Below are 25,678 nucleotides of genomic sequence, written 5' to 3' on the forward strand. Positions count from 1 at the left end.
TGCAGAGTGCAGCGCGCCTTTACAGGCTTTGCATGGAGCAGGCCGGACGCGTGTCCCGTACCGTGCGAAGACTTGATTGATGCAGTCCCATGATCCGTTCCTCCTTTAATTCGCTTTTTGATCCGTCAGATTCCCTGCCGCCAAATGCAGCGCCCCGATCGCGCCGCTGTAAGGGCCTTGCTTCGGTATTTGCGCCGCCGCGCCCAGCATATGCGTAAACCGCAGCGTCAATTCGCGCAGCAAAGCATTGTTCTCGTATGAGGAGCCGACGTACACGACTCTGTTCGTGCCTTGCAGACCCGCGGCCTGCACGCCGACGGTTACGACGATCTCCGCGACCATGCCGATCACGGCTGCCGCGTAATCCTGCGGACGCGCGCCGCTCGCGGGCGGAACGGGCCGCGCAAAATTCGCGGCAGTCAGGTCGCCGGCAATCGGCGGTACCGCCGGGGCATAAATCTGCCCCACCGTCAGATCCACCGCCTCCCGGTCGCCCAGCGGTGCCAGCCGCGCGATTTCCCCATAATCGCGCATCCCGCACAGCAGCCCGGTCAGACCGACGATCGTGCCTCCGCCCAGACCGATCCCTCCGAGCCTCGGCCGCTCGGCCCCTTCAATCATATGCAGCGACGTCCCCGTCCCGACGTTCACCAGCACGAAGCGCTCCGAGGCCGTTCCCGCCTCCCCCGCTTCCTTTTCCGCTTCCAAAATCCGCACGGCGCCTTCCGCCGTCGCTTCAAATTCCGGTATGCCGACCGCGGAAGCCATATATTCCGGCAACAGATCGCGCAGCCGCTGCGCCTGCCCGCCGGTAAAGCCGATCACGGTATCTCGCGGAACGCGTCTCCGCACCCAGGCGACCGCCGCGTCGATCTCCGCGGTCGGAAACTTGACCAGGATCGGCATGGATGCCGATACCCCGCCGCTTTGCTCGTTTTCCGCCGCCGCAGTGCCTCTGCCGTAAGCGATCTTGATCAACGTGCCTCCCGCGTCAATGCCGGCATACCCCGTCATGGCCGTTTCCTCCTTCCGCTTCGTTGGTTTGAACGCTTTTTCTTTCTTCCATCATAAGCGCCGTTCCCCCGCTCGCCAACCTTTTTGAAAGTTTCGAATTTTTCTGTTGATTTTTCGTCTTTCTTCCTTTAAAATAGGCCAAGTTGACATTGTATACCTCAATAAGACGGTTTGAGGGTATCTACCGGGGACCATACCTCCCGACTACAAAGTCGCGCCGAAGGCGCCTTTGCAGTCGGGATTTTTGCGTCCAATGCAACCTTTCGACTCCCAGCGCGCACTACTTCCGTGAAAAGGAGCCCTGCCGCACCATGAATATCAAAGTTCTTGTTCTGACGATTGCCGCCTTCACTGTCGGTCTCGTCGAACTCATTATCGGTGGCGTACTGCCCCAAATCGCCGCAGATCTGGGCGTATCCGTCAGCACGGTGGGCCAATTGATTACCGCCTATGCGCTGGTGTATGCCGTATCCGGCCCGACGCTGCTCGCGCTGACCGCCAAGATCGAACGCCGCAAGCTTTATCTGTTATCGCTCGTCGTCTTTATTCTCGGCGCTCTACTTGCATTCTGGAGCCCGAATTTCGGCGTCCTGCTGATCTCCCGCTTCGTGACGGCCGCCAGCGGATCGCTGATTACGACACTATCGCTGACCATCGCGGTCAAAGTCGTGCCGGAAAACTTCCGCGCGCGCGTCATCGGGATCGTCTCGATGGGGATCAGCTCCGCGATCGTGCTCGGCGTACCGCTGGGCGTTCTCGCTGCCGACAAGCTCGGCTGGCGCATTCTGTTTTTGTTTATCGCCGTATTCGCGCTGCTTGCGATGTTCGTGATCTACAAGCTGATGGAGCCGATCCAACCGCAGCAGGTGATGCCTCTGCGTCAGCAGCTCGCTTCATTGAAGAACACCAAAGTCGCCGGTGCACACCTGGTGACCCTGCTGCTGCTCGCGGGTCATTATACGCTGTACGCCTACTTCACGCCGTTCCTGGAAAACGTTATGCACCTTAGCGCGTCCTGGATCAGCATCGTGTACTTCTTCTTCGGTCTTGCAGCCGTTGCAGGGGGCATGATCGGAGGCGTGATGTCGGACAGTCTGGGAGCGAAAAAAAGCATTCTGATCGTGGTCGGCGTCTTCGCCCTCTCGCTGTTCATTCTGCCGTTCACGGCTTCCCTGATCCCGCTGTTCGCGATTCTCGTCTTCGTATGGGGCGCGCTGAGCTGGGCATTGTCGCCAGCGCAGCAAAGCTACCTGATCGAAGCTTCGCCGGAAACGTCGGAGATTCAACAAAGCTTCAACTTCTCCGCCCTGCAAGTCGGAATCGCGGCCGGATCGGCGATCGGCGGCGTTGTAATCAGTCGTGCGCCGTCCGTGACGTATAACGCCTGGGTCGGCGGTATCATCGTCGTGATCGCCTTCGGCGTGGCGCTGTACACGTTCTATCATAAGACCTCGACTCGCCGCTCCGGCGAAAACGGACAAAAAAGCGGCTCGAAATCGAAGCTGGAGCCGAACTTCGGCGGAGATTGATCTGAACCTTCGATTCTACAATACGCCGAAAAGCCCGATACGCAGCATGACTGTGTATCGGGCTTTTTTGTGCCGTGTAAAAAACGGGGGTTGTCCGCGTTCAGCAAACGGCTTGAGCAAAGGCTTACGCTGGAATAACGCTTTTTCGTTTCTTTATTTTCGCAAACAAAAAAGACGCCGCGTCCGGCGTCTCTTTTGTTTGCCTTTCGTTGTTGCTCAAGCGTCCCCAAGCAACAACGTCCGGCGAATGCTCCGCCTTGCGGCAGAACGAGGATATCGAAAATCCTATTGGAATTTCTTTTGATCCAGGTTGTAGAACGATTTCAGGCCGTTGTATTGAGCCAGTTCGCCCAGTTGGTCTTCGATGCGAAGCAGTTGGTTGTACTTCGCAACGCGGTCCGTACGGGAAGGAGCACCCGTTTTGATTTGACCCGCGTTTGTCGCAACCGCGATGTCCGCGATCGTGCTATCTTCGGATTCGCCCGAACGGTGGGAAACGACAGCTGTGTAACCCGCGCGTTTAGCCATTTCGATCGCGTCGAAAGTCTCGGTGAGCGTACCGATTTGGTTAACTTTGATCAGGATCGAGTTACCGATGCCTTCTTCGATACCGCGGCCCAGACGTTCAGTGTTCGTTACGAACAGGTCATCGCCAACGAGTTGGACTTTGTCGCCCAGTTTGTCGGTGAGCAGTTTCCAACCTTCCCAATCGTCTTCCGCGCAAGCATCTTCGATTGTGATGATTGGGTACTTTTCAACCCAAGAAGCCATCAGGTCAACGAACTCTGCGGAAGTGTAGGATTTGCCTTCGCCCGCGAGTACGTATTTTCCGTCTTTGTAGAACTCGGTCGAAGCAACGTCCATACCCAGGAAGATATCTTTGCCTGGCGTGTAGCCGGCTTTTTCGATCGCTTCGATGATTGTGCTCAGCGCTTCTTCGTTCGACGTGAAGTTCGGAGCGAACCCGCCTTCGTCGCCTACTGCCGTAGCCAGACCTTTGCTGCTCAGTACGGCTTTCAGGTTGTGGAAGATTTCCGCACCCATACGCAGAGCTTCTTTGAATGTAGGCGCGCCTACCGGCAGAACCATGAACTCTTGTACGTCAACGTTGTTGTCGGCATGCTCGCCGCCGTTTACGATGTTCATCATAGGAACCGGCAGTTGTTTCGCGTTGAATCCGCCCAGGTAAACGTACAGTGGCAGATCAAGAGCGTCAGCGGCAGCGCGGGCTACAGCCATGGATACAGCCAGAATCGCGTTAGCGCCCAGTTTGCCTTTGTTAGGCGTTCCGTCCAGAGCGATCATCGCTTTGTCGATGCCCAGTTGGTCGAGAGCGTCCATGCCGATGACTTCCGGAGCGATCGTTTCGTTTACGTTTTTAACTGCGTTTTCTACGCCTTTGCCCAGGTAACGGGATTTGTCGCCGTCGCGAAGCTCAACTGCTTCGTGAACGCCTGTGGAAGCGCCCGAAGGAACGATAGCGCGGCCGATCGCGCCGGATTCCAGGTATACTTCAACTTCAACTGTAGGATTACCGCGGGAGTCAAGGACTTCGCGTGCGTAAACGTCAGAAATAATCGTCATTTTAAGTAATCTCCTTTGAGTTCGTTTTATTCGGGAGCGGCAGCCGTTTTCGCAAACGGCCGCGGACGCTCCATCATAACTTTTTTAATCAAGCTCTACCGTTAACTATGCCACATTCGCGGCTTAATTAGAAGTTTTGCGTCCCGAAATAACCGAAGTGCCTGTCATTTCGGAAGGTTGCGGAACTTGCATCAGATCGAGAATCGTCGGCGCGATGTCAGCCAAAATGCCGCCTTCGCGCAACGTCACGTCTTCGCTCGTCACGATGAACGGAACCGGGTTCGTCGTGTGCGCCGTTTGCGGGCGTCCGAACTCGTCGATTTCCGTTTCCGCGTTGCCGTGGTCGGCCGTGATCAGAACCACGCCGCCTTTGGCAAGAACCGCGTCTACCACGCGACCTACGCACTCGTCCGTTGTTTCGACGGCTTTGATCGTAGGTTCCATCATGCCGGAGTGTCCGACCATGTCCGGGTTCGCGAAGTTCAAGATGATGCAGTCTTGTCTTTCCGCTTCGATCTCGGCCACGCAAGCGTCAGCCACTTCGTAAGCGCTCATCTCCGGTTTCAGGTCGTAAGTCGCGACCTTCGGGGAGTTGATAAGAATACGCGTTTCGCCTTCCAGCTCCACGTCGCGTCCGCCGCTGAAGAAGAACGTCACGTGCGGGTATTTTTCCGTTTCGGCAATCCGCAACTGCGTTTTGTCGTTTTTCACGAGCACTTCGCCCAGCGTGTTGTTCAGGTTTTTAGGCGCGTACGCCACAAGACCTTGGACATTGACGCTGTACGTGGTGAACGATACGAAACTCAACGTTTCCGGTTGGCCGCTTCCGCGGTTGAACCCGTTGAACTCCGGATTGGTCAGCGCTTCGGAGATCTGGATCGCGCGGTCGGGACGGAAATTGATGAAAATGATGGAATCGCCCGATTCGATCTTGGCGGTCGGTTGGCCGCCGTTCGTCACGACAGCCGGCAGGACGAATTCGTCCATGACGTTTTTCGCGTACGATTCTTCGATCGCTTGAAGCGGGCTTTCCACGTATTCGCCTTCGCCGTATACCATCGCGCGGTAAGCCAGCTCGACGCGTTCCCAGCGTTTGTCGCGGTCCATCGCGTAATACCGGCCTTGCACGGTCGCGATATGTCCGACGCCGATTTCGGCGATCTTGTCGATCAACTGCTGAAGATAGCCTTTGCCGCTGTCCGGCGCCACGTCGCGTCCGTCCATGAACGCATGGATGTACACGTCTTGGAAATCATGCTTTTTGGCAAGTTCCAAAACCGCGAACAGGTGGTCGATATGGCTATGCACGCCGCCGTCCGACAACAGGCCCAGCACATGCAGCTTTTTGCCGGATTTTTGAGCCGATTCGATCGCCGATACGAGAATCTCGTTTTCGAAAAACTCGCCGTCGCGGATCGACTTGGTGATTTTGGTCAGATCCTGATACACGATACGGCCCGCGCCGATGTTCAAGTGACCCACTTCGGAGTTGCCCATTTGACCTTCCGGCAGACCTACGGCTTCGCCGCATGCCGTCAGCGTCGTGTGCGGGTACTTGTTCCAAAAACGCTCGTAGTTCGGCTTTTTCGCTTGAGCAACCGCGTTGCCTTCCACGCCTTCGCGCAGACCGAAGCCGTCCATGATAATGAGTGCTACCGGTTTTGGAGCCGTCATTACTTCGCCCCCTCAACCAGGGCCACGAAGGAGTCAGGCTGAAGGCTTGCGCCGCCGACGAGTGCGCCGTCGATATCGCTTTGGCCCAGGTATTCCGTTACGTTCTCTGGCTTCACGCTGCCGCCGTATTGAATACGGATCACGTCAGCCGTCGCTTGATCGTACAGGTCTGCCAGCACGGTGCGAATGTAAGCCGTAACTTCGTTCGCGTCCGCGGAAGTCGACGATTTGCCGGTTCCGATCGCCCAGATTGGCTCATAGGCAACCACGACTTTGGCCGCGTCTTCTTTGGATAGGCCCTGGAACGCGCCTTCCGTTTGAACTTTGCAGACTTCTTTCGTTTGGTCGGCTTCGCGCTCTTCGAGCTTTTCGCCTACGCAGACGATCGGAGTCAGGTCGTTGCGGAAAGCCGCCACGACTTTTTTGTTGACGATCTCGTCGGTTTCGCCGAAGTATTGACGGCGTTCCGAGTGACCGATGATGACGTAGTCCACGCCGAGTTCTTTCAGCATAACGCCGCTGATTTCGCCCGTGAACGCGCCGTTGTCTTCGAAGTGAAGATTTTGCGCGCCGACTTTGATGCCTGTGCCTTTAACCGCTTCGGTCAGGGCAGGAAGGTTGGTGAACGGTGCGCAGATCACCGTTTCCACGCCTTCTACGACTGCGCTGCTTTTTACGGCTTCCGCGAAAGACAGCGTTTCGGATACGGTTTTGAACATTTTCCAGTTACCAGCGATGATTGGCGTTCTCACGAAATAATCCACTCCTTTTAATGACTTGTCTCGGAAAAGAAACGGTGGGTGCGTGGGAGACGCTGCGAGTTGTAGAGGCCTCCGATCGCGTGTTGAAATTCGATTCCTTTGATTGAAGCATAACAGAGGGAGGAATCGAATTTCAAAGGCGAACGCTTCGCTTCTACGGCTCTCTACAACTCTCCGCTGCGTCAGCACGTGCCAACCTGAATCTTTTTCAGAACCGCTTTAAAACTCGCTACGCAGGGAAAGGCGGCGGGGTCGGTTGAAGCGGCCCCGCTGGCTTTTCTGATTAAAGCAATAATAGGCTGTGAAAGCCATGTTTTGAAATTCGTGTCGCGAATCTATGGATCGGCTTGTTTCCGGGCCGTTTGGGGCGGGCGGAAGCGAAGCTTTTTACTTATCGTTCAGGGCTACGACGCCTGGGAGGGCTTTGCCTTCCATGAACTCCAGGGAAGCGCCGCCGCCGGTGGAGATATGGTCCATTTTATCGGCCAGACCGAATTTCTCGGTCGCTGCCGCGGAATCGCCGCCGCCGATGATGGTGTAGCCTTCCGTTGCCGCGCAAGCTTCGCCTACGGCACGCGTGCCGTGGGAGAAAGGCTCGATTTCGAAAACGCCCATCGGTCCGTTCCAAACGACCAGTTTGGATTTCGCGATGATGTCGGCGTAGATTTCACGCGTTTTCGGACCGATGTCGATGCCTTCCCAATCGGACGGGATGCCTTCTTCGACGTTGATGATCTTCGTGTTGGCCGAAGCGCTGAAGTCGTCGGAGATCACGATATCGACCGGCAGGTGGAAGTTCTTGCCGAGTTTTTTCGCTTTTTCGATAAAGCCCAGAGCGACGTCGAATTTGCTGTCGTCAAGCAGGGATTGACCGATTTCATAGCCTTGAGCCTTGAAGAAGGTATAAGCCAGACCGCCGCCGATCAGCACGTTGTCCGCGATGTTCAGCAGGTTGTCGATCACGTCGATCTTGTCTTTTACTTTCGAACCGCCGACGATTGCCGTGAACGGGCGCTCCGGGTTCGACAGGGCTTTGCCCAGTACATCAAGTTCTTTTTCCATCAGCAGGCCGGATACGGCTGGCAGATGGTGCGCGATGCCTTCCGTCGAAGCATGGGCACGGTGAGCGGCGCCGAATGCGTCGTTTACGAACAGATCGGCGAGCGAAGCGAATTCTTTTGCAAGTTCCGCGTCGTTTTTCTCTTCGCCTTTGTGGAAACGTACGTTTTCAAGCACCAGCACGTCTCCGTCTTTGAGCTCGGCGATTTTAGCCTTGACCGTCTCTCCGATCGACTCGTCCGCTTTGGCAACAGGTTTGCCCAGCAGTTCGGACAGACGTTCTGCCGCCGGAGTCAGGCGCATGGAATCGACAACTTCGCCTTTCGGACGTCCGAGGTGGCTCGCCAGCAGCACTTTCGCGCCTCTTTCGGTCAGGTATTCGATCGTCGGAATCGTTGCACGGATACGAGTGTCATCCGTAATTTTTCCGTCTTCGAGCGGAACGTTAAAATCGACGCGCACAAACACTACTTTGCCGCTTACTTCTACGTCACGTACACTTTTCTTATTCATAAATTAATCCCCCATGCCCTCAAATTTAGAATTCAGGAATCCAAGGAAGTCCGAATCGCCTTCGTCCGGCAACTTAGAAAAAGCGGAAACAAAGAACCTCTGTTTCCGCTTTGTTTGCGCGAAGCTTGTCGGCCAAGTCGAAAGACGACCCGGCCGATGCCGCTTCATGATGCTATAAGTTTGCCGTTCTTCGTGCGAAAATGTCCGGAATTACTGAGCTTTTTTTGCGAAGAATTCAAGCGTGCGAACGAGTTGAGCCGTGTAAGACATTTCGTTGTCGTACCAAGCTACTGTTTTAACCAGTTGCTTGTCGCCCACTGTCATGACGCGAGTTTGCGTAGCGTCGAACAGGGAACCGAAAGTCATACCTTTGATGTCGGACGAAACGATCTCGTCTTCGGTGTAACCGTAAGTTTCTGGGTCAGCAGCAGCTTTCATCGCCGCGTTGACTTCGTCAACCGTTACGTTTTTCTCCAGAACCGTTACCAGCTCAGTCAGGGAACCTGTAGCAACCGGTACGCGTTGTGCCGCGCCGTCAAGTTTGCCTTGCAGCTCAGGGATAACCAGACCGATTGCTTTAGCAGCGCCAGTCGTGTTAGGAATGATGTTTTCTGCTGCTGCGCGAGCGCGACGGAAGTCGCCTTTAGGGTGCGGAGCATCCAGAGTGTTTTGGTCGCCGGTGTAAGCGTGGATCGTAGTCATGAGACCTTGAACGACGCCGAACTGATCTTGCAGTGTTTTTGCCATAGGAGCCAGGCAGTTCGTTGTGCAAGATGCGCCGGAGATAACCGTTTCCGAACCGTCGAGGATCTCGTGGTTCACGTTGTAAACGATCGTTTTCATGTCGCCTGTAGCCGGTGCGGAGATAACAACTTTTTTAGCGCCAGCTGTGATGTGCTTTTCAGCGCCTTCTTTAGTTGTGAAGAAACCTGTGCACTCCAGAACGATGTCAACGCCGAGCTCTCCCCAAGGAAGTTCTTCAGGGTTACGGTTAGCCAGGACTTTTACTTCCTTGCCGTTTACTTTGAAGAAACCGTCGTGTACTTCAACTTCGCCGTTGAATTTACCTTGAGTTGTATCATATTTCAACAGGTGAGCGAGCATTTTCGCATCGGTCAAGTCGTTGATTGCGACAACCTCGATACCTTGCACGTCTTGAATGCGGCGGAAAGCCAAACGTCCGATACGACCAAATCCGTTAATACCTACTTTTACAGTCATTGAACAGTTCCTCCTAAATAGATGGTTTTTGAAGAAATGTTTCATTTATTCAAGGCGTCTCTTCTTCATAGGGATGAAAAAGCCACGCCATGAGTAACAAATTCGTCAGGCGCTCTCCAGATCCCGGACAATTTCGAGCGCGGCCGCTTCGTCGATCACCAGAATGTCTTCCTGACCGAATCGCAGAACCGCATGAATCGCCTTCGCTTTCGATTTGCCTCCCGCGATGCCAAGCACGACGTCCGCCGCCTTGATGTCGTCGAGTCTGAGTCCGAGAGTCAACATGTTATGGACCACATTGCCGCTCTCGTCGAAGTAATAACCGAACGATTCGGCTACCGCTCCTTTTTCCTGAAGACCGCTCGTCGTTTCTTCGTCCAGTTTGCGTCGGCGCGCCATATCCACGGCGTTGCCGATCCCGTGCACGATGATACGCGCGGTGCGGATCTCGCGGACGATCTCCTGAATGTTCGGGTCGTGCACGAGCGATTCGTACGCTTCCCGGCTCAACAGATCCGGTACGTGCAGCAGCCGATAATCGGCGCCTACCCGCTTGGCCATATTGGAAGCGATGGTGTTGGCCTGAATTTCCAGGCTTTCGCCCAATCCTCCGCGCGCCGGAACGAACCAACTCCCTTTGAGAGGGCCGTTCAACGGATACGTCAACTGCTCGGCCATCTCGGCCAGGGTCGTGCCGCCTGTTACGGCTACCACATCCCCGCCGTGCATCACGCCCAACAGCGCTTTGGCTCCGGCTTTGCCCAGTTCACGCTTGGACAGCGGCGATTCCTCGCAGTTTCCCGGAACCACCACGACTTTCTGGAGTCCGTAAAACCGGCGAATCTTTTCTTCCAGGTTGGACAATCCCACTAATTCCTTCAATACCGGTTCCAGACGTTCAAGAAGGAGTTGCCCGGCCTCACTGATCCGCATGCCCGCCGTGTCCGTCTCAATCAAGCCCTGTGCTTTCAACAGATCGGTCTCGGCTCTCAGCACGCGTTCGGTCATCTGTAGGGAGTTTGCCAGCGTTCGGCGCCCTGCCGTGCCCGTCAGCATGATCTGGTGAAGGATGGTATACCTTTTCTTGAGAGTTTCCATGAGATCGGGAAGCAGCTGCTGCTGAATTTCGAGAATGTTCTGCATGCGTTCCACCTCTGCAAACTTCGTCTGCCCGTATAATTTAAATCAGTGGACATTTATTGTCCCGGGAACACTTTTTTTGTCCCACACCTAGTTTACCCAATTTGACGCCGTGATGCAAGCTTTGGCAAGCGGATATTTTATTGAACAGCGAACAGGTTTCATTCCTACTAGATCTAGGTGAAATAAAGCTTACGGACTCATGATATGGGGTTTTTATCGTACCCTTTTTCACAGCCTAAAGAGGGCTTGCAATTCTCATTGCCGCCTAGTATAATAATGATTGCTGCTGTTTGCTTGCAGTCTATGCGCCCGTGGTCCAATGGATATGACGTAGGCCTCCGAAGCCTGAGATCCAAGTTCGATTCTTGGCGGGCGCGCCATTATTATTTAACTGTATTTTTTGTTCATGACGCCGATATCGGCTATTTTTTTTGCAGAAAGTTTGACTTTCTTTGACTTTATGTTTGGAATTGTTTATCATATGGGTAATACCAGCTAGACGTTTACCGGACTCTTCTGCGTACAAGGTTCGGCGGGCCATCCAGCCTGGCATCCATTCCAATTCTAAGGACGGAATAGATCCGTTCACAAGGAGGTTTTTCACTGTGGGTTACATTCCTATGGTCGTTGAACAAAGCAATCGCGGCGAGAGAGCGTATGACATTTACTCCCGCCTGCTGAAAGACCGCATCATTTTCCTCGGCACCGAAGTCAACGACGTCGTAGCCAACGCAATCATTGCACAACTCCTGTTCCTCGAAGCGGAAGACCCGGAGAAGGACATTTACCTTTATATCAACAGCCCGGGCGGTTCGATCACGGCCGGCATGGCGATTTTCGATACGATGCAGTTCATCAAGGCGGACGTTTCCACGATCTGCGTCGGCATGGCCGCGTCGATGGGCGCTTTCCTGCTGAACGCCGGCGCGAAAGGCAAACGTTTTGCCTTGCCGAATAGCGAAATCATGATTCACCAACCGCTGGGCGGCGCCCAAGGTCAGGCGTCGGACATCGAAATCCGCGCTCGCCGCATCATCGCGCTGCGCGAGAAGCTGAACCGCATCATGTCCGAGCGTACCGGTCAACCGATCGAACGCATCGACAAAGATACGGACCGCGACTACTTCATGGATGCTGCTGCTGCGGCTGAATACGGCATTATCGATAAAGTGATCGAGAAGCCCGTTGCCGAAATCGGCGTGAAGTAAGATCGAATCTGCAGCTTGGAGAAATTGGGCAATGGACGAATCGCCGAATTTTCCCGAGACGCGCCGAAAGCTCCTTCCTGTTCGCTAATGCAGCGAACAGGAAGGGGCTTTTTGTATGGAATGCGTGCGTTTATTCGGAGAAAGCACTCGCTCTCGGCTCGGCTCGGCTCGGCTCGGCTCGGCTCGGCTCGGCTCGGCTCGGCTCGGCTCGGCTCGGCTCGGCTCGGCTCGGCTCGGCTCGGCTCGGCTCGGCTAACGGATCGTATGTCCTTTACAGTTGCAAATCAACCTCCTCCGAAATTTTAACGGATCGTATTGCCTTTAAACGCCCGTTCCCCTACTTTTTCCGCTAAAATCAATCCATTTTTTACTCTAAGCGTCACCTCGATCCGTTAAAAATTCAAAACTGCTCCAAAGTCCTCCTAAGCGTCGTCTCGATCCGTTAAAATCTTCAGTCTGCTCAAAATATCGATCCCGCCGCAAAATCAGGAGTCTTGTCGCGAATTTTCCGCAACCGTTTGTCCGGCCCGCGCGTAATAGGTGCAGATAACCCCCTAATTCCATCTACATACACCGAGGAGGAAAATTCCTATGCAGTTTCGTCATAACGATTTTCGCGTGTTCAGTTCGTTGAAAAGAGACAATCTGGTCATCGAAGTCATTCAGGCAGGCGGGTTGCCGGAAAACTACAACGAAGATCTCGCCAAATCGGTCAACCATCATGATCACGAGCGGTTCAGTTGGCAGCAGGTCCGTATTTTGCTTCAAGATACGTCGGTTGTGCTGGAAGCGGGCGCTTTGCAATATATGATGGGCAATATCGAAATGGAAAACAAATCGGGCGGCGTAGGCGGATTCGCGAAAAAATTCGTGGGCAGCGCGGTAACTGGCGAAACGGCGAGCAAACCGATCTACCGTGGCACGGGCGAGATGTATCTGGAGCCGAAACGCAAAGACTTCACCTTGATCGAATTGTCTCCCGGCGAAGAAATCATCGTCGACGACGGACTGTTCTTCTGCGCGGAAAACACGGTCAAAGTCGGCGTAGCCAAACAAAGCAATGTGTCTTCGGCGCTGTTCGGCGGGGAAGGCTTGTTCCAGACCAAAATCACCGCTTCGGATAACGGGTATGTCGTGCTGGAACTGCCTGTGCCGGAATACGAGCTGGTCCGCTATGAACTGGACGGCACCGAGACGCTGAAAGTAGACGGAAGCTTCGCGGTGTTGCGCAGCAGCACGATCGAATTCTCGGTCGAAAAGTCGACGAAATCGCTGCTCGGTTCGGCTTCCTCCGGTGAAGGCATGCTTCAGACGTTCCGCGGACGCGGCGAAGTCTGGTTGGCGCCGACGCTTCCATTCCGTACGCGGCCGTTCTGATTTCGGCAGAAACCCGAAAAAGGCTGCCCCGATATCCGAAACCCGGATCGGGGCAGCCTTTTGCTATTCGGGCACAGCCCGATAGCTGGACCGTATTAAATTCAAAGTTTACGTTTATCGAAAACGCGCATGGTTCAAGCGGGTTTCCAAGGTGCGTAACCCTACCTTATGATCGGTCAACGTACCGCGCGTATTGCGGAAACTCCGTTTGTTAACCACTTAACGGCTGATCGGAGCAAAAAAATCAGGCAGAACGATACCTTCCAATTGGGAGATATCCCCGGCAACATCGGCTACGGTCGTCTGCTCCAAAATCTGCTCCATCGCGCGCTGCGCGCTGATAAAGATCGGATTCATGGCAGCCTGGATATTGCGCCCGACTTCGCAGTTCGGGTTCGGACTCTCATGTACGGCAAACAATCCGCCTTCGCCAACCGCGTTCACGGCTTTGTACACCTCAAGCAAGGTGATCTCGGCCAACGGCTTCTTTAGACGCGCGCCCGCGATTCCGGCTCGGGCCTCGACCAGACCTGCACGGCCCAGCATGCCTGTAATACGCCGGATCACGACCGGGTTCGTATTGACGCTGGACGCGATCATGTCCGAAGTCGCTGTACCAGGCTGCGAAATACTCAGCAGAATCAAGGTGTGTACGGCAACCGGAAATCTCGTACTGATATTCACTTCGCATTCCTCCCTTCCAGCGATCAAACTCGCGTATTCCGTCAATAACGAACTTCGGGCGCACATTCGGTTATAGGTTCCGAACGCGCACCCTCCATTCCGTTTTATCGTGAAACCATTGTAGTTACATTAGACGACAATGTCAACCCTGCGTGGTCTCCGCACTGCATACGGTCTGCGTCCAGCCGAAACGGTCTTCGGACTCGCCGCGTTGCAGCGTAGTCAGCTCGTCGTACAAGCGGCGCGTCCATTCTCCTGTTTCTCCGCCGCCGATTTGTACGGTTTTGCCATCCCAGCCGATCTCGCCGATCGGAGAAACGACTGCCGCCGTACCCGTGCCGAAAGCTTCGAGCAGCGAACCGTCTTCAGCCGCTGTGAACAGCTCGTCGATCGTAATCGGGCGCTCGTCGACTTCGTGTCCGAAATCGCGCAGCATATGAATGGCCGAATCGCGCGTAATCCCGTTCAAAATACTGCCGCTGAGTGCAGGCGTCACGATACGATCTCCGATACGGAAAAATACGTTCATGCTGCCGACTTCTTCGACATATTTACGGTGTACGCCGTCTAGCCAAAGCACTTGCGAATAGCCCGCTCCATACGCATTTTCCTGAGCCTGCATGCTTGCCGCATAGTTGCCTGCCGTTTTGGCTTCGCCAACGCCGCCGGCTACCGCGCGAACATCGCGAGTCTCGACGTGGATACGAACCGGATTCAGACCTTCCGCGTAGTAAGCGCCGACCGGCGACAGGATGATCATCATTTTGTAGTTCAACGACGGGTTCGCACCCAGATGGTTTTCGGTCGCGATCGCGAACGGACGGATATACAGCGACGTGCCGGGCGCCGAAGGTACCCAGCTGCGATCGACTTTGATCAGCTCTTTGAGCGCGTTCAGCACGAATGCTTCATCGATCTCCGGAATGCTCATCCGGCGACACGAACGGTTGAAACGCTCGAAGTTCTTCTCCGGACGGAACAAACGAATATCGCCGTCCGGGCCGACATAGGCTTTCATGCCTTCGAAGATCGTTTGACCGTAATGGAATACTTTCGCGGCCGGGTCCATAGGGATCGGTCCGTAAGGAACGATCTTGGCATCATGCCAACCTTTTCCCTTTTCGTAGTCCATCGTAAACATATGATCCGTCATATAAACGCCAAACGAAAGGTTGGCGGTATCCGGTTTCGATTTGCGCTGCGTTGTCTCTTCGATTCTCAGTTCACCCTGCATGATGCACGCTCCTCTTTTTATATTGAATCATATCAGCCTCTTACCTATATTAATAATATCCTTTTCGTCGGTTCTGCATACCCCAAAAGTATGAAAGGAGAAGAAAAAAGATGGATCTGCGTCAATTGCGCTACTTTTCTGCTGTTGTTAAGGAAGGTCAAATCACCTCTGCGGCCAAAAAGCTCAATATGGAGCAACCTCCGCTCAGTCGCCAAATGAAGCTGTTGGAGGAGGAACTGGGAACGCCTTTATTTGATCGCACCGGACGGAAGCTCGTGCCGACCGAAGCAGGCTGGCGACTCTATGAGCGATCGGAAGAATTGCTATTCCGGCTGGAAGAGACGCTGCTGGAGATACGCGAGTTGGGCGAAGGCATCGGCGGAACCTTGTCGATCGGAGCCGTCGTCTCCTGCGTTTCCCTGCTTCCGAGCGCGATCGAGCGCTTCGGGCGCGAACACCCTGCCGTAGCTTTTAAGATCCAGGAGGGCGATCATTTTCAGCTCGCCGAGCTGCTGCGCAAGCGTCAGATCGAGCTGATCGTGGCCCGCCTGCCGTTTGAAGCGCCTTCCGGCCCAGACGATTACGGCATCGCGGCTTTGCCGGACGACCCGCTCGCCGCCGCCGTGCCCACCGGATGGAGCGAATATGCCGGACGCGAAAGCATTCGGCTCGACGAGTTGTCCGATCGTCCTTTTCTCACGCTCAAGACCGACCGCACGACCGGCATGCACGAACGGATCATGCAGCAATTCGCCGCACGCGGCCAGTCGCCCCGCATCTTCTGCGAATGTTCCAGCGTAGCCGTTATTTTGGGCCTGGTCGCGCAAGGTCTGGGCACATCGCTGCTTCCCCGTTCCGTGCTGTCTTCGTTTCGTTCCGAAGATTTTCGCGTATTGGAGCTGGAAGACGCGGTGCTGCAAGCCGAAGTCGGCCTGGTCTGGCTGCAAGACCGCTATCTGTCGAGAAGCGCCGAGCGCTTCATCGAAGAATTGGTAGGGAAATGCGAGCAAGATACGTAAGACCTGATTCAGCCTTACTATTCTAATGGTCTTAATAGATTGATCGCAGTAAACTTGCAGTAAAGTTAAGGTTTTCGACGGGTGCCCCCTAACCTTGAGCTTTTAAGCGATCATGATCCTAGTGTACCCGAAATCCGTTCCAAAATCGAAAACCCGGAACCGAGCGGCGCGGAGAGATTCCGCGCCGATTCGGTTCCGGGTTGCTTATCGTTTCGTTTAAAAATCGGTATTCGTTACTTACAGTCCCGCGAACGGATTCGTTCCTTTCGGCAGCAAAGACGCGAACGTAAAGTCGAAGGAAGGAATGCCTGCCGCATAAGGCGTGTATTCGTACTGTTGGAAAAAGATCGTGAATCCGCCGTTCGTGACGTAGAAGCCCGGGTCGCTGCCGATCGTTTTGAAACCGTCCGTTTCGAGCAGCGAACCTTGTTTTTTGAACTCCGCCGCAATCTTTTTGTCGACGGCCGCGCGGTAATTCGTATTGGCGCCCAGCAATTGGGCGAGCGCTACTTCTTTGCCGGTTTTCACGTTGAAGTTGTATCCGCTTTGCACGGTTCCGCCGTGGGCGCCGCCGTAATAGCCGTAATCTTGCGTAACGACGCTCAACAAGCCGTCTTTGTTGTACGCGATCATGTAGCCGCCGTCCGCTTCGTAATGCAGGTCTTCGTTATCCAGCGGGCCGTAATCTTTCATTTGCGCTTCGAAATCCGCCAAAAAAGCTTCGGCATGCTGTTTCAGCGTCGCGTTGATTTTGGCGATCCCTGCCGCGCTGCCGGACAGTTCCGGATAACGGATATCAATCACCGTTTCGCCGCTTGTTTTTTTAAGTGTTTTTTCCGCGATGGTAATGCCTGTAGAAGCCGCCGCTTTCAAAGCCACGGTCTTTGTCGAAGCGTTCCATACGCCGTCGATGCCCGCGTAATCGCGCAACACCGATAGCGGCACGTACATCGTTCCGCCGCTGACGCGTCCTTCGGCTTGAAGCCCGACGCCGCCTGCGCCGATCCATACCTGGCCTTCGTAGGCCGACAAAGTCAATTTGTTCGGCGACGTGCCCAGCGTGTACTGTCCCGACATTTTATCGTAAGTCAGCGAAAGGCCGGCGGCCTTGGCTAACGCTTTTACCGGTACGTAAGTATTGCCTGCGGCTTGAAAAGCATTGCTGGTCACGGATTTTCCGTTCCAGGTTACTTTGACGTTCTTCGTAGCTTGCGTGCTTGCGGCAACGGTAGCCGCGTGTGCGCCGGTCGTGCCAACAAGCGCTGTCGTTGGAAGCAACAGTCCTGCCGTAAGCACAGCTGCCGTCATCAGTTTGGTTGTCTTTTTCAAAGTCGGGGTTACGCGTTTCATATCCATTCAGCTCCTTCGCATCTTGGCGATCTCTATGTTTTTCTATCCATTTGTGATTATAAAGAGAGCTGACCAAGAATGGGTGACAATGAGCGTTACAGGTTTGCAATACGCAAGCAGGATTTTTTACAAAATTGTCAGAGTTGCTGTTACTATTTCCGACCCACGGGTCAGGCGTCGACGCCTGTATCCCATTAATTTTGCATATTCATGATATTGGATAAACGTCCTCCCGGCGGTGCCGGACTTACGGGAAAATCCAACTCCAGAATCAGCATCGGCAACTTATTCATATCCAGGTTGCGATCGGCGAAATATCCGTAAAAGGAATACAGATACCCGCACGGGTAATTATCCGTATCCGATTCCTCGTAAGGACGCAGAATCGCCGTATCGTCAAGATCGCTGAAATCCGGTTGCTTTTTCAACTCGTTCGCATAGTTCGAACAAGTCTCGAACCGTTCGCCGACTTCCACGCGATCCGTAAACCATTCGATCATTTGAGCCAGCACGCGTGCCGGACGATGGGGCGAAGCAATCAGAATCTCGGGATGGCCAAAGCTGTATTCCAATCCGATCGTGAACGCATAGTTCATTCCTTCGTCCGACAGGACGATAGGCACCCAACCTTTATGCATCAGCTCCGGGATATAAGACAATCTTTTCCGGGCAAAATCGGTATACTCCTCGCAAAATAAAGAGTAGCGTTCGATCAGATTGCGGCTAGGGTTCTCGTGCAGAAGTCTTCGATAGTATTGTTTTCGGCTTTCGGGAATGTTCAATGTTTCGATCAATGGAATCACCTCACTTTTCGGCTCCGAAGAATTGGGTTCTGCATGTGTTTCTTACTCCTTTTATAAACCTCACATTCAATTCAAAACAGTTGAACATCCTTTTTTCGTAAAATATTCATGGTTCGCGCAAACCGGCAACCGATCGAAAAAAAGCCCTGCCCGCGCGTATTTAAGCAAGAAAGCCACCCTCGCAAGATGCGAAAGCGGCTTTCATGGGTTTTGTTTTTTGATGCTGGGAATCAGACCTTATTTCATTTCGTATTGAACGGTAATGAAGGTGCTGATCGTGATTTCTCCAGGGTTGATCGTAGTGGCTGGAGCTTCTTGTGCCATAGATGCCGTCTCAGCACGGTCGTATTGCGCGTACACGATCGGCGTGTCCGCGTTATCCAGGCTGATCGACGTTGCCGCGCCCAGCGTGCGGCCTGCTGCTTTGGCGAGTGCCGCTGCTTTTTTGTTGGCGCTGTTCATGGCTTTTGTGATTGCTTCTTCTTCGTACTGATCCGGGTTTTCGGATGCGAAGCTAATGTTCTGAATCCGGTTAGCCCCTGCTTCCGAAGCCGCGTCCAGCAGTTGACCGATCTTGTCGAGGTCGCGGTAGGTGACTTTCAGCACGTGAGTGGAGCTGTAATCTTTGATGGTCTGGCCGTTGTCTTCGCTATACGTGTAGTTCGGCGATACATAGAACTGTTCCGTCTCGATGTCTTTCGCCGCGATCTTCCAGTCATTTTTGAGCAGGGTGTTCAGCTTGCTCATCACGGTCGCCGTTTTCTTCTGTGCAGCCGTAGCCGTCGTTGCATTCGATTCTACGCCGATGTACAGATACGCGACGTCCGGTGTTACTTTAACTTCGCCTTTGCCTGTTACGTTAATCACGTTCATCGGTACAACCTCCGCTGCTTGTGCTTGACCGATTCCGAGCGAAGCGGGAAGTGCCGCGCCTCCGACCAGCAAAGATCCTGCGATCAAAACGCTACCTAACGGTTTCATCCACATTTTCATGTTTAACGCCTCCTGTTATCGTTGATTACCCTCTAAACGCCAACGGTTGGAAAAAGGTTGCAGCTACATGGATAGACATCGAATATTTTTCCGCCGCCCGCTTTTTATTCGCAAAAAAAAAGCCTTTCCGACTACTCTTACAGGAAGAATAGTCGAAAAGGCTTTGACAAAAATTTCGCGTTAAAAATCAGGCTGCCGGCTCTTCTTCCGGTTCGGCTGCCGCATCCTCAAGCTGCATGGCTCCGGTAATCGTGTTGGTCAGCAGCATATCATTGATCGCCGCGTTTTCGGCACGGGTCAGCGCTTTTTTCGATTGGAAGTTCGCGGCTCCCGCATCGGTAAACGTCACTTCAGGACCGTGATAGCCTAGCATAACCGCCAGTTTCACGGCCGATTCTGCCCATTTGTCCGTATTTCCAGTCAATTCGACAACTTCCAACAGCTCCGGCGGATACAGACCGGCTGTCGAATTGTAGATAATCACGGCCGCTTCCTGGCGAGTGATTGGGCGATCCGGCTGGAACAACCCTTTTTCATTCCCGGAAACCAGACCGTATTCATAGGCAGTCTGGATAGCTGCCGCATACGGATGTCCCTGAATATCGGAGAACTCCGGTGCATTTTCAGACAATGGAATCGCCGAGGTACGCATCAGCATGTCGATATACTCGCCGCGAGTCACCGCCTGATCCGGGCCAAAAGCTTGGTTCGGATCGTTCGGGTAGTAGCCCAGCGACTGGAGATCGAGAATATATTTCGAGTACGGATGCGTCGACGGAATATCGTTGAATCCGGCCGGCTTTACGCCTTTTTGCTCATACCCCATCGGATTGAGGTACGGCTCTTTCAGGTACGAAACGTTGCCGGACTCGTCCGTTTTGAACGCGACCAGCATCTTATTCGTATCGATAAACAGTCCCGGCGCGACCTGACGCAAAGCGCGTTCGCCCGTCAGCGGGTCGGAGATAACCATGCGTCCGCGCGAACCCGGGCCAACCTTGGACACGATGCTTTCCACGCGAAGGTCTTTGTACAGGCCCGCATAGCGCGCAAGCTGTTCAGGCGATTCTTCGGTAAAGGCCGGGAACTTCGCTTCCAATGCATACTGAGGGAAGAATTTAGCGATAAACGCTGCATACAGTTGTTCACGCAGTCCGCCATTTTGGTTATAGACGACAAATACGCCCGTGTCTTGCTCGGGAATCAGGAACATCAACGAGCTGGCACCCGGAATATCGCCGGCTTTCGTGATGACCTTGCTGCTGCTGCCCGCGCCCGGAAGCTGCGATGCCGCTTCGAAGCCGTAGGTGGCATCGGGCAGCAGCGGGTGGATCGCCGAGCGATATTCCGTCATGGAAGCTACGGTATCTGCCTTGAGTAGTTGCGCACCGGAAGCCGTTTTACCGTCGTTCAGGAACGCGATCATGAATTTGGAAATATCGTCTGCCGTGGACAGCATACCTCCCGAAGGCATCACAGTCGGTCGAACCGTATACGGATCAACAGGTTCCCCTCCAGCATAGCCGGTCGCCGCGTTTTCCAGCAGCTCGTCCGTAAGCAGGAAGCCCGTGTTGTCCATGCCAAGCGGCGCAAAAACATTTTTGTCCATATAGTCTTCATACGGAGTTCCGCTCGCTTGCTGCACGATATAACCCAGTAGCAGGAAAGCGAAGTTGTCATACATGTAAGCCGTACCCGGTTCGCGCACAACGTCCGGCATGTATTTGGCAATATAATCTTTCAAATCGACGTACTCGTCCAGATCGGGATTCAGGTCTTCCTGGCGCGGGTCCTGAATCTTGAAGCCGCTTCGGTGAGTCAATAGATCGGCGACAGTAACCGGTTCGGTGAACGGGTTATTAAACGCTATATCGCCGAGGTATGTACGAATATCGGTATCCAACCCTACTTTTCCCTGCTCGACAAGCTGCATGATCGCGGCGGCCGTGAAGGTTTTCGAGACGGACGCCATGCGGAATACGTCATTTTTGGGATCAACGGTGCGCTTGCTGTCGACATCGGCGTAACCGTAGCCTTTTTCCGCAAGAACTTGCCCGTTTTTAACCACCACCACCGCGGCTCCCGGAGCCATCTCCTGAATCGCTTCTTCCGCAAAAAAAGCGTCCAGGAACGCCGTGACCGAGGATGCGGTCAGCGCGGTATTCTGGGCGGAAGCGGATGTCGCCGACGGTGTCGTTTCGGCAGCGGCCGAAGTCAGCGACGGAGGCAGCAGCGTAAGCGCGAGCGCAGCAGCCATTGCGGCTTTGGTCCACCTGACCGATGCCGCTTTCCAAACGTTATTTGTTTTCAATCTGTTAATCTCCCTTCTCTCTATCCATATGGGGTTGTTCCGATGCTTTTATATATGTACGTAGCAAGCGTATCGGTACTTTATTTTTACCCTTGCCGCCTTGCCTCCCAAACATGCCCGAAGGGCTCTATATAGCGGAATTCCGATTATTTTTTCTTCTAATTGGTAATATTTGTTTTTAATGTGAAAACATAAAGAGATTAGAGTCCGAAATCGTGAAATACGTAAAAACCCTCTAAAGAATTCAGAGGGTTTCGCGTATAACCGTAGATGGACGCTATATGGAAAAATTATTGATTTTCCAACTCTTCCTTGCTAACAAGACTGATTAAAGCGTTTACAGCCTGTTCGGCGTCCGCGCCTTCCGCACTGATGTGAATTTCGGTACCGGAACTAATGGCCAGGCTCATGATCCCCATGATACTTTTGGCGTTTACTTTTTTATCTTCCTTTTCTACGAAGATCTCGGAAGAGTATTTGTTAGCTTCCTGAACGAACAAAGCCGCAGGTCTGGCGTGCAGCCCCGTCTTCAGTCGAACGACTACCGGGTGCTTGGTCATGAGCAATCTTACCCCCTATGCAAAATGAAGTTCCTGTCGAAACGCATTATTATATTTAGTATAACATAACTTCGGTTGCTCACACTAGTCTAAAACCGCCGTGCTTGAAAAGCCGGGGCGCTGCGGGAGGAATTCGTTCAAGCCGCTGTCTCACCGGAGAATTTGAGATTGGCATTTATGCCAATCTCAAATTCTCCGGTTCAAAGGCGTCCTGAACTGAATTTCTCCCTCCGCTTGGGCTTTTTGGGTAGGGCTTTTCTTTTATTTTTTTTAAAAAATAAAATTCGAGAAGGCTGAACTCTGTCGGGAACGTCCAACGTAGCTGGAAGCGAGAAGACGGAGAGAGAAATTCAGTGAAAAACGCCTTTGAACTTGGAAAACTTCCACTCAAATTTCATTCCAGTTTTCCAAGTGAGACAGCGTTTTGAACGAATTTCTCTCGCAGTCTTCTCGCTTCCCCCCGCCAACGTAACTTTCCCGGCAGACTTTAGGCAGCCATATTCAGCTGCCCCGAATTTTCTCCGCCATGATGTCGAGTTTGCGCAACCGGTGGTTCACGCCGGATTTGCTGACGGTGCCTTTGAGCAGTTCGCCGACTTCCTTCAGGTTGATTTCGGGATGGGCCAGACGGACTTCGGCGACTTCGCGCAGTTTTTCCGGCAGGCTTTCCAAACCGACTTCTTTTTGCAGGAAACGGATATTGTCGATCTGTCGCACGGCGGCGCCGATCGTTTTGTTGAGGTTGGCCGTCTCGCAGTTGACGATCCGGTTGACCGAATTGCGCATATCGCGCATGATGCGGACGTCCTCGAATTTGAACAGAGACTGGTGGGCTCCGATAATATTCAGCAGTTCAATGATTTTCTCGCCTTCCTTGAGGTAGAAAATGAAGCCTTTCTTCCGTTCGATGCAGCGAGCGTTCAGGTTGAATTCATTGGCAAGATCGACGAGCGCCTGGCAGTGTTCTTCGTACATAGAGGCAATCTCCAGATGGTACGACGAGCCTTCCGGGTTATTGACCGAGCCGCCCGCCATGAAGGCACCGCGCAAATAAGCGCGTTTGCAGCAGGTCTTTTTCACGATCTCGGGACTGATGCCGGGCAGGAATTGGAAGCCTTCCGACGTGATTTTAAGCGATCCGAGCAGTTCTTGCACACCGGCGGGAATCCGCACGATATAGACGTTATTTTTTTTCAGCCGCATTTTTTTACGTACAAGCAGTTCGGTATGCACGCTGAAATGCTTTTTGATCAACGAGTAGATCCGGCGAGCGATCGCCGCGTTTTCGGTTGAAATATCGAGACTGACTTTCTTGTTGGAGAGCTGGACCGAGCCGTTCATTCGAATCAACGCGGATAACTCCGCTCTTTCGCAGCAGGCGTCCGCCTCTACCAGGGTCAGTTCTTTTTTGGTTTGAGCCGCGAACGACATGGACTATTCACCCCTTTCTCATCATCCAGTCTTCCACAAGCCGGTTAATATGCCGACTCAATTGCTCCGCGTCATGGCGCAGATACGTGCCGTACTTGACGAAAGTATCGGCAATAACGGTACAGTTGGTCGCCGCCATCTCCTCCAGATCCAACCGGACCGGAGTCGCTCCTTCTTCCGCGTACCGAAGCTGCACGGCTTCGGGAATCAGTCCGCTGTTGACCAACACGTAATCGAACAAATGACTGCCCACATGGTCGTGTACCGCCTGAAGATGATCCGCTACGCTGAATCCGTCCGTTTCGCCAGGCTGGGTCATGACGTTGCAAATGAACATCTTGACAGCGCTCGACGCGACGAACGCTTCGGACAGTTGCGGCACCATCAGGTTCGGCAGCAGACTTGTGTACAGACTTCCCGGACCGAGCAGGATTGCATCAGCGCGCTGAATCGCCAAAACGGCTTCCGGCAACGCTTCGACTTCCGCCGGCTCAAGGAAGATCCGTTTGATTTTGCCGCCGTATTCCGGAATGTTCGATTCGCCGGTCACGATCGTGCCGTCGTCCATCTCCGCGTGCAAAATAACGCCTTCTTTCGCCGCCGGATAGACGCGTCCGCGTACGGCGAATACCCGCCCGAGCTCACGCACGGCGGTGACAAAGTCTCCGGAAATATCCGTCATAGCAGCCAGGATCAGATTGCCGAGACTATGTCCCGCCAAGCCATTGCCCGTTTTAAAACGATAACTTAACATATCCGACAACAACGGCTCTACATCGGCTAACGCTGTAAGCACGTTGCGAATATCGCCCGGAGGCGGCATTTGCATCTCGCTGCGCAGAATGCCGGAACTGCCGCCATCATCGGCCACCGTAACGATGGCCGTGATGTCGAGCGGCTGCTCCTTCAATCCCCGCAGCATCACAGACAGTCCTGTACCGCCACCCATCACGACAATGCGTGGGCGACGAACAGGGCGCTGCGGCTGTTGCTTCGTATTCATAAATGTTCACTCCTCAGTACATTGGACCCCTCGAATGTTCGATTGCAGTTAGTGGCGGTCCCGATCGGCGTCCCGGTGATTAACGCGCACTTTTTCCGTCTCGCTCGCTCCCAGCATGCGGCCCAAATATTCGGAAATGGCGACCGAGCGATGCTTGCCCCCGGTACAGCCGATGCCGATAATCACCTGGCTTTTGCCTTCTTTTCGGTACTGCGGAATGAGAAAATGCAGCATATCCAGTAGTTTGGTCAAAAAGGTCTGCGTCTCCGGCCACTTCATCACGTAATCATAGACGTCGCTATTCTGTCCCGTCAGCGGGCGCAGATTGTCGACATAATGCGGATTAGGCAAAAAACGCACGTCGAAGATCAGATCCGCGTCGATCGGCACGCCGTACTTGAAGCCGAACGACGTGACGTTGACCGATAGCTGGTTGGTCTCCATATGCGCGAAGCGCGAAATGATCTTTTCTTTCAAAACGGCCGGCTTCATGTTGGTCGTGTCGATGATCTGCGTCGCCGAATTTTTCAGTTCCTCCAGCATCTTGCGCTCCAACCGAATGCCGTCGAGCGGCATGCCGTCCGGCGCAAGAGGATGCCGGCGGCGCGTTTCTTTGTAGCGCTGCACCAGAACCGCGTCATTCGCATCGAAAAACAGTATTTCGCTGTGAATGGTGAAGTGGTCCTTGATGTACGCAAGCGATTCGGACAGCGCCGCGAAAAACTCGCGCCCGCGCAGGTCGATAACGAGCGCAACCTTGGCGATCTTGCCGTTCGACTGTTCAATCAGTTCGGCAAATTTCGGGATCAGAACCGGCGGCAGATTGTCTACGCAGAAAAAGCCCAAATCTTCCAGGCTCTGCACAGCAATCGTTTTGCCGGCGCCCGACATTCCCGTGATAATCATCAGCGTGGCGACCGAAGCCGCCGCGTTCTCGTTCGGAATTTCGCTCATGCGACTTCCCCTCCCTGATTTACGGTATCCAGTACCTTGACCGCATCAAATTTAAAGTTTACGTTCATCGGAAACACGCACGGTTCAAACGGGTTTTCGAGGAGCGTAAACTAACATCTTAAGCGGTCATGGTACCAGTAGCTTGTCTTGTTTTGATCTGAGGTTTGCGCTTGCCTAAAACGTGCATGGTTCTAGTACGTTTTAGGCAAGTGTAACCTTACATTAATTCGAGACAAGCTACTATCGTGTACAA

Annotated in this window: 22 protein-coding genes, 1 tRNA gene and 1 riboswitch; of the genes, 6 read left to right on the top strand and 17 right to left on the bottom strand. The window is 53.7% G+C overall.

What is annotated here, in order from left to right; genetic code table 11:
• Nucleotides 1-105: 105 nt before the first annotated feature.
• A complete protein-coding gene (locus tag WKI47_RS25850; protein WP_340230092.1) occupies nucleotides 106-1,014 on the bottom strand; it encodes a type II pantothenate kinase in 909 nt (302 codons plus the stop codon).
• 129 nt (nucleotides 1,015-1,143) lie between these two features.
• Nucleotides 1,144-1,241, top strand: a riboswitch (purine riboswitch).
• Nucleotides 1,242-1,325: 84 nt separating this feature from the next.
• Here WKI47_RS25850 and WKI47_RS25855 point away from each other — a divergent pair.
• The gene (locus WKI47_RS25855; RefSeq protein WP_340230093.1) at nucleotides 1,326-2,543 is read left to right on the top strand and encodes an MFS transporter; all 1,218 of its coding nucleotides are present in this window, start codon (nucleotides 1,326-1,328) and stop codon (nucleotides 2,541-2,543) included.
• Nucleotides 2,544-2,828: 285 nt separating this feature from the next.
• Here WKI47_RS25855 and eno read toward each other — a convergent pair whose 3' ends face one another.
• The 6 genes from eno to WKI47_RS25885 form a co-directional block, all read right to left on the bottom strand.
• Entirely contained in the window at nucleotides 2,829-4,127 is a 1,299-nt protein-coding gene (gene eno, locus WKI47_RS25860; protein ID WP_340230094.1) for a phosphopyruvate hydratase, read from the bottom strand.
• A 123-nt stretch (nucleotides 4,128-4,250) separates the two neighbouring features.
• A complete protein-coding gene (gpmI, locus tag WKI47_RS25865) occupies nucleotides 4,251-5,801 on the bottom strand; it encodes a 2,3-bisphosphoglycerate-independent phosphoglycerate mutase (protein ID WP_340230095.1) in 1,551 nt (516 codons plus the stop codon).
• Nucleotides 5,801-6,553 (bottom strand): triose-phosphate isomerase, encoded by a 753-nt coding sequence (gene tpiA, locus WKI47_RS25870; protein ID WP_340230096.1) that lies wholly within the window; start codon nucleotides 6,551-6,553, stop codon nucleotides 5,801-5,803. The genes gpmI and tpiA overlap by 1 nt, the downstream gene beginning before the upstream one ends.
• Nucleotides 6,554-6,949: 396 nt before the next feature.
• On the bottom strand, nucleotides 6,950-8,134 hold the full coding sequence (locus WKI47_RS25875; protein ID WP_340230097.1) for a phosphoglycerate kinase: 1,185 nt from the start codon (nucleotides 8,132-8,134) through the stop codon (nucleotides 6,950-6,952).
• A 210-nt stretch (nucleotides 8,135-8,344) separates the two neighbouring features.
• Nucleotides 8,345-9,355, bottom strand: a complete 1,011-nt coding sequence (gene gap / locus WKI47_RS25880; protein ID WP_340230098.1) for a type I glyceraldehyde-3-phosphate dehydrogenase — start codon at nucleotides 9,353-9,355, stop codon at nucleotides 8,345-8,347.
• Nucleotides 9,356-9,460: 105 nt separating this feature from the next.
• Nucleotides 9,461-10,498 (bottom strand): sugar-binding transcriptional regulator, encoded by a 1,038-nt coding sequence (locus WKI47_RS25885; protein WP_340230099.1) that lies wholly within the window; start codon nucleotides 10,496-10,498, stop codon nucleotides 9,461-9,463.
• A 305-nt stretch (nucleotides 10,499-10,803) separates the two neighbouring features.
• Here WKI47_RS25885 and WKI47_RS25890 point away from each other — a divergent pair.
• The 4 genes from WKI47_RS25890 (at nucleotide 10,804) to WKI47_RS25905 (ending at nucleotide 13,083) form a co-directional block, all read left to right on the top strand.
• Nucleotides 10,804-10,878: transfer RNA gene (locus WKI47_RS25890), tRNA-Arg, on the top strand.
• A gap of 225 nt (nucleotides 10,879-11,103) precedes the next feature.
• Nucleotides 11,104-11,706: an ATP-dependent Clp endopeptidase proteolytic subunit ClpP gene (gene clpP / locus WKI47_RS25895; protein WP_340230100.1), complete on the top strand. Its 603-nt coding sequence runs from the start codon at nucleotides 11,104-11,106 to the stop codon at nucleotides 11,704-11,706.
• A gap of 115 nt (nucleotides 11,707-11,821) precedes the next feature.
• Nucleotides 11,822-11,962: a hypothetical protein gene (locus WKI47_RS25900; RefSeq protein WP_340230101.1), complete on the top strand. Its 141-nt coding sequence runs from the start codon at nucleotides 11,822-11,824 to the stop codon at nucleotides 11,960-11,962.
• Between the two features lie 335 nt (nucleotides 11,963-12,297).
• On the top strand, nucleotides 12,298-13,083 hold the full coding sequence (locus tag WKI47_RS25905; protein ID WP_340230102.1) for an AIM24 family protein: 786 nt from the start codon (nucleotides 12,298-12,300) through the stop codon (nucleotides 13,081-13,083).
• A gap of 219 nt (nucleotides 13,084-13,302) precedes the next feature.
• On the opposite strand, the gene WKI47_RS25910 is transcribed toward WKI47_RS25905, so the two are convergent.
• Both WKI47_RS25910 and WKI47_RS25915 read right to left on the bottom strand, forming a co-directional pair.
• Complete coding sequence (locus tag WKI47_RS25910) at nucleotides 13,303-13,767, bottom strand: Rrf2 family transcriptional regulator (protein WP_340230103.1); 465 nt, start codon at nucleotides 13,765-13,767, stop codon at nucleotides 13,303-13,305.
• A gap of 142 nt (nucleotides 13,768-13,909) precedes the next feature.
• Entirely contained in the window at nucleotides 13,910-15,001 is a 1,092-nt protein-coding gene (locus WKI47_RS25915) for a branched-chain amino acid aminotransferase (RefSeq protein WP_340230104.1), read from the bottom strand.
• Nucleotides 15,002-15,111: 110 nt separating this feature from the next.
• Here WKI47_RS25915 and WKI47_RS25920 point away from each other — a divergent pair, with 110 nt between their 5' ends.
• A complete protein-coding gene (locus WKI47_RS25920) occupies nucleotides 15,112-16,020 on the top strand; it encodes a LysR family transcriptional regulator (protein WP_340230105.1) in 909 nt (302 codons plus the stop codon).
• 237 nt (nucleotides 16,021-16,257) lie between these two features.
• On the opposite strand, the gene WKI47_RS25925 is transcribed toward WKI47_RS25920, so the two are convergent.
• From WKI47_RS25925 to rapZ, 8 genes are all read right to left on the bottom strand, one after another.
• Nucleotides 16,258-17,370: a PdaC/SigV domain-containing protein gene (locus tag WKI47_RS25925; protein WP_340230106.1), complete on the bottom strand. Its 1,113-nt coding sequence runs from the start codon at nucleotides 17,368-17,370 to the stop codon at nucleotides 16,258-16,260.
• Nucleotides 17,371-17,564: 194 nt separating this feature from the next.
• A complete protein-coding gene (locus WKI47_RS25930; RefSeq protein ID WP_340230107.1) occupies nucleotides 17,565-18,173 on the bottom strand; it encodes a hypothetical protein in 609 nt (202 codons plus the stop codon).
• Nucleotides 18,174-18,410: 237 nt separating this feature from the next.
• Nucleotides 18,411-19,166 (bottom strand): SIMPL domain-containing protein, encoded by a 756-nt coding sequence (locus WKI47_RS25935; protein WP_340230108.1) that lies wholly within the window; start codon nucleotides 19,164-19,166, stop codon nucleotides 18,411-18,413.
• 187 nt (nucleotides 19,167-19,353) lie between these two features.
• Nucleotides 19,354-21,477 (bottom strand): serine hydrolase, encoded by a 2,124-nt coding sequence (locus tag WKI47_RS25940; RefSeq protein ID WP_340230109.1) that lies wholly within the window; start codon nucleotides 21,475-21,477, stop codon nucleotides 19,354-19,356.
• A 290-nt stretch (nucleotides 21,478-21,767) separates the two neighbouring features.
• Complete coding sequence (locus WKI47_RS25945; protein ID WP_018978064.1) at nucleotides 21,768-22,037, bottom strand: HPr family phosphocarrier protein; 270 nt, start codon at nucleotides 22,035-22,037, stop codon at nucleotides 21,768-21,770.
• A gap of 501 nt (nucleotides 22,038-22,538) precedes the next feature.
• Nucleotides 22,539-23,468 (bottom strand): DNA-binding protein WhiA, encoded by a 930-nt coding sequence (gene whiA / locus WKI47_RS25950; protein WP_340230110.1) that lies wholly within the window; start codon nucleotides 23,466-23,468, stop codon nucleotides 22,539-22,541.
• Between the two features lie 7 nt (nucleotides 23,469-23,475).
• Nucleotides 23,476-24,471 (bottom strand): YvcK family protein, encoded by a 996-nt coding sequence (locus tag WKI47_RS25955; protein ID WP_340230111.1) that lies wholly within the window; start codon nucleotides 24,469-24,471, stop codon nucleotides 23,476-23,478.
• A 48-nt stretch (nucleotides 24,472-24,519) separates the two neighbouring features.
• Nucleotides 24,520-25,425: an RNase adapter RapZ gene (rapZ, locus tag WKI47_RS25960; RefSeq protein ID WP_340230112.1), complete on the bottom strand. Its 906-nt coding sequence runs from the start codon at nucleotides 25,423-25,425 to the stop codon at nucleotides 24,520-24,522.
• Nucleotides 25,426-25,678 lie beyond the last annotated feature (253 nt).

Source organism: Saccharibacillus sacchari, assembly GCF_037722395.1.
Taxonomy (GTDB): Bacteria; Bacillota; Bacilli; order Paenibacillales; family Paenibacillaceae; genus Saccharibacillus; species Saccharibacillus sacchari_A.

Coding starts and splice junctions, on each gene's coding strand:
- WKI47_RS25850 (WP_340230092.1), bottom strand. CDS start 1,014: ATGACGGGGTATGCCGGCATTGACGCGGGAGGCACGTTGATCAAGATC.
- WKI47_RS25855 (WP_340230093.1), top strand. CDS start 1,326: ATGAATATCAAAGTTCTTGTTCTGACGATTGCCGCCTTCACTGTCGGT.
- eno (WP_340230094.1), bottom strand. CDS start 4,127: ATGACGATTATTTCTGACGTTTACGCACGCGAAGTCCTTGACTCCCGC.
- gpmI (WP_340230095.1), bottom strand. CDS start 5,801: ATGACGGCTCCAAAACCGGTAGCACTCATTATCATGGACGGCTTCGGT.
- WKI47_RS25875 (WP_340230097.1), bottom strand. CDS start 8,134: ATGAATAAGAAAAGTGTACGTGACGTAGAAGTAAGCGGCAAAGTAGTG.
- gap (WP_340230098.1), bottom strand. CDS start 9,355: ATGACTGTAAAAGTAGGTATTAACGGATTTGGTCGTATCGGACGTTTG.
- WKI47_RS25885 (WP_340230099.1), bottom strand. CDS start 10,498: ATGCAGAACATTCTCGAAATTCAGCAGCAGCTGCTTCCCGATCTCATG.
- WKI47_RS25900 (WP_340230101.1), top strand. CDS start 11,822: ATGGAATGCGTGCGTTTATTCGGAGAAAGCACTCGCTCTCGGCTCGGC.
- WKI47_RS25905 (WP_340230102.1), top strand. CDS start 12,298: ATGCAGTTTCGTCATAACGATTTTCGCGTGTTCAGTTCGTTGAAAAGA.
- WKI47_RS25915 (WP_340230104.1), bottom strand. CDS start 15,001: ATGCAGGGTGAACTGAGAATCGAAGAGACAACGCAGCGCAAATCGAAA.
- WKI47_RS25920 (WP_340230105.1), top strand. CDS start 15,112: ATGGATCTGCGTCAATTGCGCTACTTTTCTGCTGTTGTTAAGGAAGGT.
- WKI47_RS25925 (WP_340230106.1), bottom strand. CDS start 17,370: ATGAAACGCGTAACCCCGACTTTGAAAAAGACAACCAAACTGATGACG.
- WKI47_RS25935 (WP_340230108.1), bottom strand. CDS start 19,166: ATGAAAATGTGGATGAAACCGTTAGGTAGCGTTTTGATCGCAGGATCT.
- WKI47_RS25945 (WP_018978064.1), bottom strand. CDS start 22,037: ATGACCAAGCACCCGGTAGTCGTTCGACTGAAGACGGGGCTGCACGCC.
- whiA (WP_340230110.1), bottom strand. CDS start 23,468: ATGTCGTTCGCGGCTCAAACCAAAAAAGAACTGACCCTGGTAGAGGCG.
- WKI47_RS25955 (WP_340230111.1), bottom strand. CDS start 24,471: ATGAATACGAAGCAACAGCCGCAGCGCCCTGTTCGTCGCCCACGCATT.
- rapZ (WP_340230112.1), bottom strand. CDS start 25,425: ATGAGCGAAATTCCGAACGAGAACGCGGCGGCTTCGGTCGCCACGCTG.